The following is a 14,158-nucleotide window of genomic DNA, read 5'->3' on the forward strand; positions in this document are numbered from 1 at the left end:
TCTGCGCAGTAGTCAGTCCGTTGGTCGCGGGCGTTAGTTAGCTGCGTGCCTGTTGTTCCAGCACGGATGTCCCGACATCTGTGTCTGCGTAGCTTTTGAGTTGGCAGATCTGACCGCGATCGCATAAAGTCAGGTAGAGCACATCGCGCCTTTTCGTATCGATGACTCGCAAGGCTGCGCGCCCGTAAGACATCTAGCTCCGTGTAGAAAGCGTTCCCAGAGAATGTATCTCCCGGTCTTGGCTGCTGGAGCAGGCACATGAACAAGATGCTTAAGATAGGTGCGACGACGATCCTCACACTCGGCGGGGCAGCGCATGCGCAAAGCAGCGTCACGCTCTACGGGCTAATCGATGCGGGTTTGACCTATACGAACAGCCAGATCAGCGGGACGGGCGGCGGGCACAGCAACTGGGAAATGACGAGCGGCGCGGTCCAGTACAGCCGCTGGGGTTTGCGCGGGGCCGAGGACCTCGGCGGGGCGTGAAGGCAATCTTCACACTGGAAAGCGGCTTCAATTTGAATACCGGGCAGTACTCGGCAAACATGCGCCTCTTCAATCGCCTGGCGTATGTCGGCTTGTCGAGCCGCGATTACGGCGCGCTCACGCTAGGCCGCCAGACCGACAGCATGGTCGATTTCGTCGCGCCGCTTTCATTGACGGGTACGGAGTTCGGGGGCACGCACTTCGCGCATCCGCTAGACAACGACAATCTGAACGACTCGTTTCAGATCAACAACGCGGTCAAGTACCTGAGCCCGAACATCGCAGGCTTTCGGTTCGGTGGGCTGTACGGCTTCTCCAATCAGGCGGGCGGATTCGCGAACAATCGTGCGTATAGCTTCGGCATCTCATACGTCGCGGGCGCGTGGAACTTCGGTGCGGGTTATCTCGCGCTCAGCAGTTCTGCGCGCACGCCGGCACAGTTGAATACGAACGGCGCAGTCACCGATACAACCGGCGCGTCCCTGCAAGGCGCGCTGACGCCGACGGGTGTGCCTTTGGGCGTGCTGGCCAGCAGTCAGAAGACCTTCGGCGCCGGCGTGAACTACACCTTCGGTCCGGCTGTGGCCGGCTTCGTGTACTCGCACACCAAGCTCTCCCAATTCTTTCAGACTGGGCTGAGCGGAACTTTCCAGAACTTCGAAGGAAACATTCGGTATGCGCTGACGCCGGCGGTCGAACTTTCGGGCGCGTACACCTATTCGCGCGCAGGCGGAAATGGCGGCGGCGGCGTTCCACATTGGAATCAGGTAAGCGCGATGGCCGATTACCGCTTCTCTCGGCGCACCGATGTCTACATTCAGGGCGCGTGGCAACGGTCGAGCCCGAGCGGCACTTCGCCCTTGGGCGTGGCATGGATTAACGGCGTGACCGCCCCGGCTTCCACGACGAATCAGCTCGAAGCGGCCGTCGGCTTGAAGCATCGCTTCTGACGCCCTCGAAACAGCCTTAAGCGTCAAACCGGACGAAGGACACTATCCAACGACGAATCTATCGATGACGGATGACCGCGCAAAGCGGTCCTCCCGGTCGTGTGCGGCCACCGATCGCCAAGAACGGTGGAACAACGGCGCACTGTGCGCTAATTGCATCGTCGCGCGCGGAGCCAATAACACATTGCGAAGCCGCATCGTAGCGATCGGAACGGATGAAAAACAGCCGCGCGCCTTTAGGCCCCATCCTTGTCGCCACCGGCACCTGAATAAAGCGGCGTGACGCTTAAAAGAAGAGAGACCACAATGTCGAGCAAGCGACGCATGCGTATCTCCTTCGAATGACAGCGCCGCGTATGGCGCGCGGCTCACCTTCAGTTAAGGAGAGCAGATTCGCAATGCGTCCAATTCAAGAAGCATCGGTCGACGTCAAGAATACAGCGGCGAAAGCTCTATCGCGCCGGACCCAGGAAGCCACGAAAGCCGGCGCCACTTTATTTATTAGGATCGCTTACTTGATACTCGACGGTGGCGCCGCCTTATTTGCAGGCCAGGCCCGGCCGACTAGTCACATTCAGATCTGACGTGTAGTGCTCCACTTCCCGCGCTGCTTCCGCGACCGTCGGCTGAGTCATTGCCGGGCTGGCGTCGATCCGCGGACTGTGCAATAGATTTCCCGGCGCATCCGCAATTATTACCTATTACCCAGATTCAAAGCGACTGCGTTTCGGTATCGCGTTCCGAATAACCTAAAGAACGCACAAAGCTTGCCGTAAAACTGTTTATAAGGCTCATCCATTCGGTAATTTTGGCTAGCCCTTATGCGTCCTCAAAGGTCGACGGGGTAGCAACATCGCGGAGCGACATTGCGACCGATTTGCGAACCCGGCTCCCTTGCCGTGCAAGTCGTCCTCATTAATCCCCTAACGCTCCGGTCCATACAGCGTACCGACCGAACTGCAGCAACCGGGCGTTTCAGTCCGAAACCTGCATTCCATCGCGGTCTGACTACCGACTTAGAGAAATAGGCGTCATCAGTCCGCACGCCCACGGCTTCGGAACACATCAATTCGTATTGCTAACTACCATGACAAACCACAGAAAACCTGGCCATTGCTTGCGTGACCGTTTCCGCCTCGTCAATATCTCGGCGGCCGTCGTTGCCGTCGCCACCAGTCTGATGCTCGCGGCATGCGGCGGCGGCGGCGAAGGCGCCGTCGAGGCCGCCACGGCGAAAGCCACCGATATGCCGGAGGCGACCGCAAAGGCGGCCACCACGGCTTCAATCTTTTACGGCATGAACGGTCACATTACCAACGGCGGCGCCTATGACAACACGCCCTACGCGACACAGCTCTCGCAGCTCCAAGACCTTGGCGTGAAGATTTTCCGCAACGACGTGTACAACTTGGCATCCGCCAAAGTGCTCGCTACCGTTGCCAAACAGTTTGCGGCAGGAGGGGTTCAGGTGTATCCGGTGATGCTGCTCGGGCTGGGTTTTGACAGCGAGGAAGCGGCTTACAATGCGGGCTTCGTAATGGGTCAGCAAACGGCACAGACCTATAAGTACACGTACTACGAAGTCGCCAACGAATTGGATTCTGCCGCGCTGGCTGGAAACTACGACGGCAACATCTGGTGGCAATACAGCAATCGGCCGTTCACGATCGCGCGCGGCGTGATCCGTGGCATGATCGCGGGTGTGAAGTCGGTCGACAGTTCCGCGAAGATTATCGTCGATGGCACATGGAAGCACATTGCGTTTTTTCAGATGCTTCTCGACGGCTCACAGCCCGACGGAACACACGGTCACCCGACCGTCAGCTGGGACATCACCGCATGGCACTGGTACTCCGACCAGGGCGACATGACGAATGCGTGCGGGGGCACGGGGTGTCACGACATTCTCGGTATCATCAGTTCCTTTGGCAGGCCCGTCTGGATCAACGAGTTCGGCGTGCGTCCGGAATATGGCGCGAATGACACTATCGCTTCTTACCTGACCGGTAACCTGATGATGCAGCAGTACTACACCCAGGCGTCGAAGTACAACATCCAGTCGATTCAAGGTTTCGAGTTGTACGACTCCCAGGAAGGCAACTACGGCATGCTGCAAAGCGATGGCAAGACGAAGAAGGCCTCGTACATGGCAGTCAAGAATTTCATTGCGAGCCACCCGAAGTAATAAGCGGCAGGGCGGTCGCCAGCTGAAATTCGCCGCGTCGGGGCTTTCGATGACGCGGTCATCGAAAAACCCGGCGAACAAGGGAATCGCTCACTTCGAAAGATATTCGATTCCCTCGGATCCTCCACCGACTATTAACGGCTCGAGTTGGCCGGCTAAGACCGTCTAGCACAACCTCTCGATCTTTCGCCAAGGCAACCATCGGTCCAGCGCTTACGAACCGGCGACAACAACCTCGGCGACATCCCACTGTCGAGGCGTCTGCGGTCTCAACAACATTCTCCGAGTGGGCAAGGACGTCTGGCGCACAAGTGCCCCTCAGCCCCCTTTGCGGTATCACCGATTCCACTCAAGAACTGCCGATGCGACCGGAAGAATTTCGCAGACTCGTGCAAGCGCGCTCACCACGGGCTTAGCGCCGCAGCGGTCCACGCGCCGTTTCCATCACTTCCCGACCGTCGGGCCTCGGCTCGGCGAGCAGGAATCGCCTATGCCGCGAAATACTGGTTTTCCCGTATTAACTCGTCTCGTCAAATTGCCGTTATCCGCTGCAAGCAACAGGTCATAACGGCACGCAAGAGCGCCAACGTTTGCGTGACCAGGCGTTTCGAGCAGCCGTACATGGCGCTTTGATGCGTCGCATAGCCCGAATTGGGATTGCAGAAGCCGGTCCGAATCGATGCGCCGGACTTGGAAAAAAGATGACTGATTCGATGAGAAAAGTACCGCTTTCCGATGCAGACGCTACCTCGGTAGTACGTTCGGGGACGCGGTTTCAGTTCATGCACATGGCAGGAGGCCGGGTGATCCTCGAAAATGAAATTCGGCAACTTGAACGGTCCGTCAACACCCTGATATGCCGACCCACATTGATCCGCCGTGAATACTGGGCTGCTCAGACGGAAAAGCTTCTGGTGTTTCCGGGACTGTCCGCCCGCGATCGCCGTCGCTTGATCGCGTTACTGGATCTTCTTGGAATTTCAACCCGCGAAGAAGTCGCTCCGTTAGGCCCGCCCACGATGGTCTTCAGTATGTCCGGAGAGCCGACTGCGACGTGATTGATCCGCTTGCACCCTCTTCCGGTCTCTCAACGAAACGACAAGACGGACAATTCTCCTGAGCTGCCCGTGTTATGCCGATTGCGGGTGTTCATCATTGGCGATAATCCCGGACGTACCTGTCTGTTGCGCCAATGCATGCTCTCGTAGAAGGGCACGAAATCTGTCGATCGACATGGGCGTGCCGGTGAAATAACCCTGGACGACGTCGCATCCCGCTTCCATCAGCCACGCGAGCTGTTTCGCGTCTTCCACCCCCTCGGCAACCGCGTCAAGCCCGAAGCTATGAGCCATCGACAGGATCGCCGTCACGATGGGCTGTCCATGTTCTGGAAGCCTTTCGATGAATGAACGGTCGATCTTGATCGTATTGACAGGGAAGGCATGCAGATACGAGAGCGACGAATACCCTGTGCCGAAGTCATCGATGGATAACAGCACACCCGCAGTGCGCAGACGATTCATCACGTCGAGCGCCGTCTCGCGGTTGGCAATGAGGTGGCTCTCGGTAAGCTCGAGCTCGAGCAGCCCGGGTGCGAGGCCGCTCGCCGCGAGCGCCGCGAGGACGTCGTCGACAAAGGCCGGATGCCGCAACTGCCGCGCCGACACGTTCACCGCAACGCGAACGCTTACGTTCTGATGGTCGGCGCACCACGTCGCCGCTGCGACGCACGCGCGCTGCAGCACCGAACGCCCGAGCCGCACGATCAGATCGCTGTTCTCTGCGATCGGAATGAACTCTGCCGGCGATACGACGCCTTCGTCCCTATGCGTCCACCGCGTCAGCGCTTCTGCACCGACGAGCGAACCGTTGCGGCAGTCGAACTGCGGTTGATAGACGAGATCGAGCGCACCGCCGTCGACGGCCTTGCGCAATTCCGCTTCGAGATACGCACGGCGATGCGCTGCATTCATCAGTTCACGAGAGAATCCCACGACCATGTTCTTGCCGCGCGTTTTCGCTTCGTATAACGCGATGTCCGCGCTGGCGACAAGGCTTCCGCTGTCGTGCCCGGCCTCCGGAAAGCTCGCATAGCCGATGCTCGCCGTCACGCTGATCTCGTCGCCGTCGATTATCGCGGGCTGGCAGAGTGCGTGTCCGACTTCATTCGCGACTTCCTCAACCGCGCTCCGTTTCCAGGAGCACTCTACCGTTACGGCGAATTCGTCGCCGCCCATCCGACTCACGATCCCACGACCGCGCACGGCACTCGTCAGCACGCGCGCCACATGCTGCAGCAGTTCGTCGCCGGCCCCGTGACCGAGCGTGTCGTTCACCGTCTTGAAGTCATCGAGATCGATCAGCACGAGACCAAGATGGCGATGCGGGTCCTTTGCCGCCCCGAGCCGCGCCTCCAGCGTTTCATAGAACGTACGCCGGTTCGACAGGCTCGTGAGCGGGTCCGTGCGCGCCAGCTGCTCCAACTCGCGTTCCGCTTCCGTCACTCGTCGCCGCATCCGGCGCATGACGAGTGTCGAAACCCAGAGCGCACCCAGACACGCGACGCCGAGAAAGCACGCATATTGCAGGAGTTGTCGACGCACCAGGTCGCTCGTTGCTACGAGCACCACATGTCCCAGCTTGTGGCCTTTATGCTCGATCGTCGCGCGCACGTAGACGTCACCGAGCGAGAGTGTCGTGCGATGCTCCGTCGACGCGAGCGTACCCTCGTCGATGTGCTCCGCGCTAATTCCTGCGCGCGCGTAGCGAGTGAAGATCCGGTTGTCGTCGCGATATACGCTGACACTCTCGACGTAGGGAACCCGGCGCAGCGATCGCAAGACGTCTGTCATCGACGCTTCGTCATCGAACATCAACGATGCGCTGACGTTCTCTGCGATGACGGACGCTTGCAGCGACGCATCGTCATAGAGAGCGCTGCGGAATGCCACCGCCTGGTACACGAGAAGCACGATGCTCGCGACCACCAGCGCAATGCCGACGCTCACGAGATTCGCGTGCACCGTCAGACGCTCGGCGCTCCGACTGCTGCTCCGCATGGTCATTTGAGTCTCCTTGCAAGCCGCAGCAGTTTCGAGCTAAGAACCAGCTTTCGGCGTAAGGCCTCGGTGTTGCTGATGTCGAAGCGCAAATGTTCGTCCTCCGCGATCAGCTTGATGACCGCCTCACCGGGTGCGGTCGCGCCGGCGCCCGCGATGACGAGCACTGCATCGTCCGACCGCAATGCCTCGCGCATCTCCGCGCTCGTGCTGTCGCCGTCGTCCAGGGCAAGCACGTCGCATTCGCCGGCTCCCTTGCCGCCCACGGTCATAAAACGCCACACGCGCGCACCCACCAGCCGCCCATTGAGTCCAGCCAGCGCGTCGCGCAGCGAACTACGCTCGCTCGCACAGACGCGCAATTCGGCGCCGCGAGCGCGCTCAGCGGGCCATTGCGTGAATTGCGTGAAGTTGAAGATGTAGGCGCTCTCGAGCTTTGGCAGATCTACCTGCGCGTGCGCACACCATGCCGCGAGCGAACCGGCCGTGCACAAACAGAGCGCTATGCCTCGACGGATCCACATCTTCAGAACCCGTAGACCATTTTCGCCAGCAGCGTGCGGCTCTGCTGCACGATGACGTTCTGAGCGAAGCCGGGGCCAGCCGGATCTGCATATCGGCGGTCGAAGACGTTATAAACCGACAGCGACACATCTGCCGGCGCAATAAGTTTCCGGCTGTGGAGCGACACGTTGACGACGCAGTAGCCCCCCGCCGAGCCCGCTTGTGCGAGCCGCGACGACAGACACTGCGCTTCGGAACCTGCGCGCGCCGACATGGCAAACAGCGGGACGCTCACGTTGACCTTGGCCATGTGGCGCGGCGAGTTTTGAAGCGCGCCGCCCGACACGGAATCGCGCGAGAACTGATAGGCGTAACTGGCCCGCGCGCGCACGCCCGAGGCAAACTGCTTCTGCCATGAGAGTTCCGCGCCGCGTGCCTGCGCGCGATCGACGTTGCGAAACACATAGAGACCCGAATCCGGGTCGATGGACTCGGTGATGAGGTCCCGAAGCGAGTAACGGAACAACGAGAGGGTCACGCGTCCCGTGCCGCCCAATGCACGCTCGTAGACGAACTCCTGCGTGCCGATACGTTCCGACTTCAACCAGGGATTCGCAAGCTGCCCGCCTTCGCCGGGAATTGCGTAATACATCTCGTAGGCATTCGGCGCGCGATATGCGGTGCCGTAGACGAGCTTGAACGTATCGCTTGCGGTCGGCCGCCAGATCAACGCGATACGGGGACTGAAATTGCCGCCGATGCGCGTCTCGCTATCGAAGCGGCCGCCGATGTCGAGCGTCAGCGGCTCGGCGAGTTTGATTTCGTCATCGACATACACGCCGACGCGCTGACTGACGCGATGGTCGTCGAGCAGGCGCTCATACGGCCCAACGTTGTAGTTCCACTGGTCGCGTGCCGTGTTTATCGTGTAATCGACGCCGGCCACGATGCGATTGCGCGGCACCGTGCGCACGGTCGCATGCACATCGCCGCCGTACCACACGGCATGATCGCCATCGACGTTGGTGATGCCCGGCGCGGGCGAGACGAGCTGACGGCTCGTGTAGTCGTAACGCCCCGAATAAAGCTCATAGTCGATCGCAATGTCGTTGCGCAAATGATGCGTGTACGTGGCATCCACGAAGGAATGCGTGTCCGTTACGCTAAAGGGTGCGTTGAAGACAGCGTCGTAAGGCGCGCCAGGAACGTCCTTCGTGCGGTTGCCGTAGCCCGCGCTGATGCGCAAGCCGCCGATGCCGAACTTCGCGAACAACTTCTGGTTGCGCTCGCCATCGAGTCCGTTTGCTACGCCGTTGTTCTTGTCCGGCGTATCGAACTCGGGAAAAAAGAGGTCTTGGCCGTGGCGCTCGTAAGCCGTCGCGGACAGCACGAGGTCCGCGCCGTGCGCGCTATGCCAACCATACGTCGCTCGAGCTTGTTTCTCACCGAAGCTGCCGACAGCGCCGGCGAGTTGAACGCCACCGATCTCGCTGCCCTTCTTTGTGATTACGTTGATGGTGCCAAGCAACGCATTGGAACCATACACGGCCGAGCCGGGGCCGGGTATGTATTCGATACGCTCGACGAGATCCATGTCGATCGGAAAGTCGGAGCCGACGGGCGCCTGATCATAGACTCCGTCGTTCAAACGCATTCCGTCGACGAGCAGCAGGAAGCGGCTGTTGTAATCACCCGGGCGCTGGAAACCGCGCGCGCCGAGATACGAGTACATGCGATCGGAGGTGATATACAGTCCCGGCAGCGTTGCAAGCGCATCGGCCAGCGTGCGCCAGCCGTAGTCGCGTATGTCACGGGCGGTCAGAACGATGACGGCGGCAGGCGCGCTCGCCGCGGACTGTGCGACCCGCGTCGCACCACTCACGGTCATGCTCATCAGCGACTCGAGCGGCATCGAAGCAAGGTCTTCGTTCTCCGGTTGGAGCGATGCGCGCGCGAGCGACGGAGCGGTAGCCGCACACGCGGGCGTCACGCACGCGCCGACGAACGCGGCCATGAAAAGTCCGGCGACAAAGTGCAGCGGTGCATCAGCGGAACAAAGACTTGGCGGCTGGGTGAAGATCGACATCTGTACGGCATGTTCTAATGAATTCGAGGGTTCTTTTCTTATCGGCATCCGCACCCGGCCGCTTGAGTCGGACTCCATGCGTCGGCGCGCTTCAGCGGCCGCGTGTCGGTAATATTTTCGCGGCACCCCGCACCGCGCTGTGTGCCGGCGTGAGCGCACGCCAGCGCCGTCGTCTGATCGCTTACCCTGAAGCGGCGGCACGGATGTTGCGCAACTGCCTTCTCCATCCTCCGGAGAATTCAAGGCGTCTCCTGCCGCGCCTCCGTCCCCATGGCCTCCCCTGAGATCTTCGCAGAAATTTTCAACACGGCGCCCGTCGGGAGCTACTTGCTCTCCCCCACACGGGACGCAATCATCCTTGCGGTCAACGATGCGTTCCTCAAGGCCTCGACGCTTCGCAGAGAAGAGATGGTCGGACGGAGCCTTTTCGATGTGTTCCCCCACAATGAAGCTGATCCGGAAGACACAGGAGTCGAAGCGCTGCGCCAATCGATTGCTCGTGCAATCGAGACGGGTGAACCTCAGACATTGCCGCTACAGCGATTCCCGCTCTGGGTGACCACCGACGACGGGAAGACACGTTACGAAGAACGCTTTTGGAGTGCTGTCAACACGCCGATTTTCAATTCAGAGGGCACGCTGCTCTGCGTCTCTCATACCACGACCGATGTCACGAATGCGCATTTGACCCGGCAAGCGCTCGCCGCAAGCGAACAGAGATTCCGAAGCCTCTTTGATGCGATCAACCAGGCGTTCTGCGTCATCGAGCTATCGTTCGATGAGGGCGCGGAGCCAATGGACTACAAGTTCGTCATGGTGAATCCCGCATTCCAGGCGCACACGGGGTTGGTGGACGTCGTGGGAAAGAACGTTTCCAAAGTGATTCCCGGCCACGACCGCCACTTCTTCGATATCTATGGCGCGGTCGCCAGGAATGGCCTCCCGATTCACGCACAGAGGGAGGCGTCGCAGCTAGGACGCTGGTTCGACATCTATGCATTCCGCCCTGACGCTGCAACGCCTCATCAGGTGGGAGTCCTCTTTTCTGACATTACCGAGCAGCGAGAAGATGAGCAACGTCTGGTCGCCAGCGAGCGGAACGCAAGAAGCGCCGCGCGCGAAGCACTGGACGCTACCCGCCGCCTGGACGCAGTATTGGAAGCCGCGCCGATCGGCATTGTCGTCAGCGACAGAGGCGGTGCGATCGAACGAGTGAATCGATCGTTTGCTCAGTTTTGGGGCGAGAATCATCCGCGCCCACAAAACATCGAAGACTTCGAGATGTGGAAAGGACGCTGGGCCGATCATTCAGACAGACACGGCCATCCACTCACCGCCCATGAGTGGACTACGGCGCGCGTTTTAAACGGTGAAGCCGCCGCCAGGGATATCGTCTCCATCGAAAGCTTCGATGACCCGCCCAATCGACGGACATTACTGAGCACGGGGGCCCCCATCAGGGACGATCATGGCGCCATCGTCGGCGCCGTTGTCGCACAGTTGGACATCACCGATCGCGTCAACGCCGAAGAGGAGTTGCGTCTCGCCGATAGACGGAAGGACGAATTCCTCGCCATGTTGTCACATGAACTCCGCAATCCGCTCTCGCCTATCGCAAGCGCGGCAGAACTGATGAGGGTCGCACCTAACGATGCGCGACGGGTCAGCAAGTCGTGCGAAATCATCTCGCGACAAGTAAAACACATGACGGGACTCATCGATGACCTTCTCGATGTGTCACGGGTAACGCAGGGACTGATCAACCTCAACGTCGAGGTGCTCGACGCAAATCGGGTTGCGGCTGACGCAATCGAGCAGGTCAGACCGATCATCGAGAGGAAAAGGCATCGTCTTTCGCTGCGTACGTCGTCGACGGCGGCGCTGGTACGGGCAGACGAGAAGCGGCTGACGCAAGTCTTCGTCAATCTGCTCAATAATGCAGCCAAGTACACGCCGGAAGCAGGCGTTATCGACTTCACCGTGAGCTTGAACGACGACTGTGTCAAAGCCGTCGTAGCGGACAACGGCATCGGGATGACGCCGGAAATTGCCGCGCGCGCCTTCGACTTGTTCGCGCAAGGCGAACGCAGTTCCGATCGCTCTCAAGGTGGACTGGGGATAGGACTCGCACTCGTCAAGAGTCTGGTCCAGCTCCATGGAGGTACCGTCACCGCGTACAGCGCAGGTCCCGGCGAAGGCAGCACGTTTGTTGTATGCCTGAAGCAGGCTGAAACCTCGAATGTCCAACGAAATGACAAGACGGACAATTCTCTTGAGCTGCCTGTGTTATCCCGATTGCGGGTGTTGATCGTTGACGATAACCCGGACGCGTCGGAGACGCTTGCCATGCTGATGCAAACCTTGGGAAATGAAGTACGTGTCGCGGCAAACGGCAATGGAGCCCTGAAGGAAGTTGAACAGTGGAATCCCGACGTATGCCTTCTCGACATCGGCTTGCCCGACATGGACGGATATCAGTTGGCGTCCAAACTCAGGTGCCGCCCGGAGACCGCGCGCAAAGTTCTCATCGCAGTAACTGGATACGGCTTGCAACAGGACAAAGAGAACGCGATCGCCGCCGGGTTCGATCATCACTTTGTCAAGCCATTGGACGTGCGGAGACTTTTTTCCCTGCTTGGCGATGTCGCTTCGCGCGCGGATCGCGAATAGAACACCATCGCCCGACAGGCGAATTGCGTTGACAGGCAGGCGTCTGCCGACGCTTAATGGCGGATCTGTCGAAGATGGTAGATCAAGTCCTGCGCTCCTCCCGAAAACGCAGTGCGGAGTTCGGTACTCGGCCCATGCTGCCTATGAAATCGGCACCGCATCGCGGGCGGCGCTTCTCAGCCCGCGCGATAACGCGCGCCGGGATGCGTGTCACGCAGATGCGGCCCGCGTCCCGCGAACAGCTTCTCGCGCAGGGTGCCGTCCGCATACGCCGTGCGATATCGGCCACGGTTCTGCAACTCCGGCACGACCAGATCGACGAACGCATGCAGGCTCTCCGGCATGACCGTGCGACGCAGATTGAAGCCATCGACGCCGGTTTCATCGGCCCACGCGACGAGTTGATCCGCCACTTCTGCGGGATCGCCGACAATGAACGGCCCGCGCCCGCCGATCTGATCGAAGCGCGTCATGTCGCGCGGCGTGATCGGCCGCCCGGCGCGCTTCGTCAGGTTTTCGACGGTCGATTGCAGCGCATTGCTTTTGACATAGCGGATCGGTTCGTCGAGATCCGTCGCCGCGAAGTCGATGCCGGTCCATCCCGACACGAGCACGAGCTGGCCGAGCGTGTCGACATATTCCGCGTATTCGGCGTGGAGTGCCCGAGCTTCCCTGGACGTGCGCGCCACCACGACGGTCGCGCCGAGATAAAGCAGCACGTCGTCAGGCGCGCGGCCGGCATCGACCGCATGCTTGCGGATGTCACGCGCCGCCGCCGCGACGATGGCAGGCGTCTGGCCTTCGAGGAACACGCATTCGGCATGCTTGCCGGCGAACGCCTTGCCGCGTCCCGATGCGCCGGCTTGATACAACACCGGCGTGCGTTGCGGCGACGGCTCCACGAGATTGAAGCCATCGACGCGAAAGTACGGCCCTTCGTGCAACACGCGGCGGATCTTCGACGGGTCCGTGTAAGGCTTGCCCGCGCGCCTGTCATGCACGACCGCGCCCTCCGTCCAGCTTCCTTCCCATAACTTGTAGACGGCTTCGAGGAAGTCCTCCCCCGCCGCATAGCGCTCGTCGTGCTCGCGCGCCTTCTCCAGTCCCATGCCCCGCGCCGCGCTCTCCAGATATCCGGTGACGACGTTCCAGCCAGCGCGCCCGCCCGTCAGATGATCCAGCGTCGAGAAACGCCGCGCGAACTGATACGGATGCTCGTACGTCAAATTGGCGGTCACGCCGAAGCCCAGGTGCTTGGTCGCATGCGCCATCGCGGGCACGGTCAGCAGCGGATCGTGCGATGGCGATTGCGCGGCGGAGAACAGCGTCGCGTCGACGCCACCGCCGTAGACATCGTAGATGCCGAAGACATCGGCCAGAAAAACGCCGTCGAACAGGCCGCGTTCGGCAGTCTGCGCAAGTTCGATCCAGTAGCCGAGCGTGTTGTGTTCGAGAGAACGGTCGCGCGGATGCCGCCAGAATCCGGCCCACGAATGCGCGGGCGCGTTCATGTGGAACGCGTTGAAATGCAGATGTCTGTTCATGGTGCGCGCGCTTTCTCGCGGCCGGCATTTCGGAGCGATACACACTAGGAGAGAGGCCGCGTCGCGCCAACCAAGTTAATCAGCTAAGCAAATTGACCGGTCGCTGGCAAGCCCATTACGCCCATCGTGCAGAGCTTTCGCGAAATGATCCGTTCGTCCTGACGACACGAGGAATCAACATGGAGAGCTTCCATCCCATGTGCATCCGTCCATGTCCAGTCACGATCAGTTCAATGACCGGGTTTTCTGGGTCACAGGCGCATTCGGCGCGCTCGGCGCGGCCGTCGTGCGAAGACTCGCTTGCGCAGGCGCGCATGTGGTCGCGTCCTCGCGCAACATCGATAATCATTTCCCCGGTTCGAGCGTCAACGCCGCGCTGGACCTGCTCGTGCAAGGTCTCGGACGCAAGTACGGGCCGCATGGCGTGCGCGTCAACGCGGTCGCGCCCGGTCCGATCGAATCGCCGCGCTTCGCGTCGATGACGACCGGCCAGGCCGACGCCGAACCCACGCGTCTCACCGCGCTCGACGGCCCCGGCACGCCCGACGACGTCGCGGCGGCGGTCACGTATCTGCTCTCCGACGATGCCCGCTTCGTCACCGGAACGCGTCTCTATGTGGATGGCGGCGGCCCGCCGTACGCCTGATTTCTCGATTCCGCTTCCTACTTTCAAG

8 protein-coding genes and 1 pseudogene are annotated in these 14,158 nt (G+C 60.6%); 5 read left to right on the top strand and 4 right to left on the bottom strand.

The features are described 5' to 3' along the window. Window positions 1-258 precede the first annotated feature (258 nt). From NCT05_RS33445 to NCT05_RS33455, 3 genes and pseudogenes are all read left to right on the top strand, one after another. A pseudogene (locus tag NCT05_RS33445) lies at window positions 259-1,436 on the top strand (porin). A 1,117-nt stretch (window positions 1,437-2,553) separates the two neighbouring features. Beyond that, on the top strand, window positions 2,554-3,621 hold the full coding sequence (locus tag NCT05_RS33450; RefSeq protein WP_008345468.1) for a hypothetical protein: 1,068 nt from the start codon (window positions 2,554-2,556) through the stop codon (window positions 3,619-3,621). 701 nt (window positions 3,622-4,322) lie between these two features. Beyond that, a complete protein-coding gene (locus NCT05_RS33455) occupies window positions 4,323-4,679 on the top strand; it encodes a hypothetical protein (protein WP_250504332.1) in 357 nt (118 codons plus the stop codon). Between the two features lie 72 nt (window positions 4,680-4,751). Here the strand turns inward: NCT05_RS33455 and NCT05_RS33460 are convergent, their stop codons facing one another. Genes NCT05_RS33460 through NCT05_RS33470 form a run of 3 tightly spaced genes read right to left on the bottom strand, consistent with a single transcriptional unit; the run spans window position 4,752 to window position 9,348 of the window. Next, entirely contained in the window at window positions 4,752-6,686 is a 1,935-nt protein-coding gene (locus tag NCT05_RS33460) for a putative bifunctional diguanylate cyclase/phosphodiesterase (RefSeq protein ID WP_250504333.1), read from the bottom strand. After that, a complete protein-coding gene (locus NCT05_RS33465; RefSeq protein ID WP_250457634.1) occupies window positions 6,683-7,204 on the bottom strand; it encodes a YfiR family protein in 522 nt (173 codons plus the stop codon). The genes NCT05_RS33460 and NCT05_RS33465 overlap by 4 nt, the downstream gene beginning before the upstream one ends. A 2-nt stretch (window positions 7,205-7,206) precedes the next feature. After that, complete coding sequence (locus NCT05_RS33470; protein ID WP_350030111.1) at window positions 7,207-9,348, bottom strand: TonB-dependent receptor plug domain-containing protein; 2,142 nt, start codon at window positions 9,346-9,348, stop codon at window positions 7,207-7,209. 192 nt (window positions 9,349-9,540) lie between these two features. Here NCT05_RS33470 and NCT05_RS33475 point away from each other — a divergent pair, with 192 nt between their 5' ends. Next, window positions 9,541-11,940 carry a hybrid sensor histidine kinase/response regulator gene (locus NCT05_RS33475; RefSeq protein WP_250504335.1) on the top strand — a complete coding sequence of 800 codons (2,400 nt, stop codon included), beginning with the start codon at window positions 9,541-9,543 and terminating at the stop codon, window positions 11,938-11,940. A 176-nt stretch (window positions 11,941-12,116) separates the two neighbouring features. Here NCT05_RS33475 and NCT05_RS33480 read toward each other — a convergent pair whose 3' ends face one another. Next, on the bottom strand, window positions 12,117-13,484 hold the full coding sequence (locus NCT05_RS33480) for an LLM class flavin-dependent oxidoreductase (protein WP_250504336.1): 1,368 nt from the start codon (window positions 13,482-13,484) through the stop codon (window positions 12,117-12,119). A 211-nt stretch (window positions 13,485-13,695) separates the two neighbouring features. On the opposite strand from NCT05_RS33480, the gene NCT05_RS33485 reads away from it, so the two are divergent. Next, window positions 13,696-14,130: an SDR family NAD(P)-dependent oxidoreductase gene (locus NCT05_RS33485; protein ID WP_175982470.1), complete on the top strand. Its 435-nt coding sequence runs from the start codon at window positions 13,696-13,698 to the stop codon at window positions 14,128-14,130. Window positions 14,131-14,158: the final 28 nt, after the last annotated feature.

Source organism: Caballeronia sp. AZ7_KS35 (assembly GCF_023631045.1).
In the GTDB taxonomy this organism is placed as follows: Bacteria; Pseudomonadota; Gammaproteobacteria; order Burkholderiales; family Burkholderiaceae; genus Caballeronia; species Caballeronia zhejiangensis.

Bases quoted from the DNA above. Each gene is read 5' to 3' on its own strand.
- NCT05_RS33455 (WP_250504332.1), top strand. From the start codon at position 4,323: ATGACTGATTCGATGAGAAAAGTACCGCTTTCCGATGCAGACGCTACC.
- NCT05_RS33460 (WP_250504333.1), bottom strand. From the start codon at position 6,686: ATGACCATGCGGAGCAGCAGTCGGAGCGCCGAGCGTCTGACGGTGCAC.
- NCT05_RS33465 (WP_250457634.1), bottom strand. From the start codon at position 7,204: ATGTGGATCCGTCGAGGCATAGCGCTCTGTTTGTGCACGGCCGGTTCG.
- NCT05_RS33470 (WP_350030111.1), bottom strand. From the start codon at position 9,348: ATGGAGTCCGACTCAAGCGGCCGGGTGCGGATGCCGATAAGAAAAGAA.
- NCT05_RS33475 (WP_250504335.1), top strand. From the start codon at position 9,541: ATGGCCTCCCCTGAGATCTTCGCAGAAATTTTCAACACGGCGCCCGTC.
- NCT05_RS33480 (WP_250504336.1), bottom strand. From the start codon at position 13,484: ATGAACAGACATCTGCATTTCAACGCGTTCCACATGAACGCGCCCGCG.
- NCT05_RS33485 (WP_175982470.1), top strand. From the start codon at position 13,696: ATGTCCAGTCACGATCAGTTCAATGACCGGGTTTTCTGGGTCACAGGC.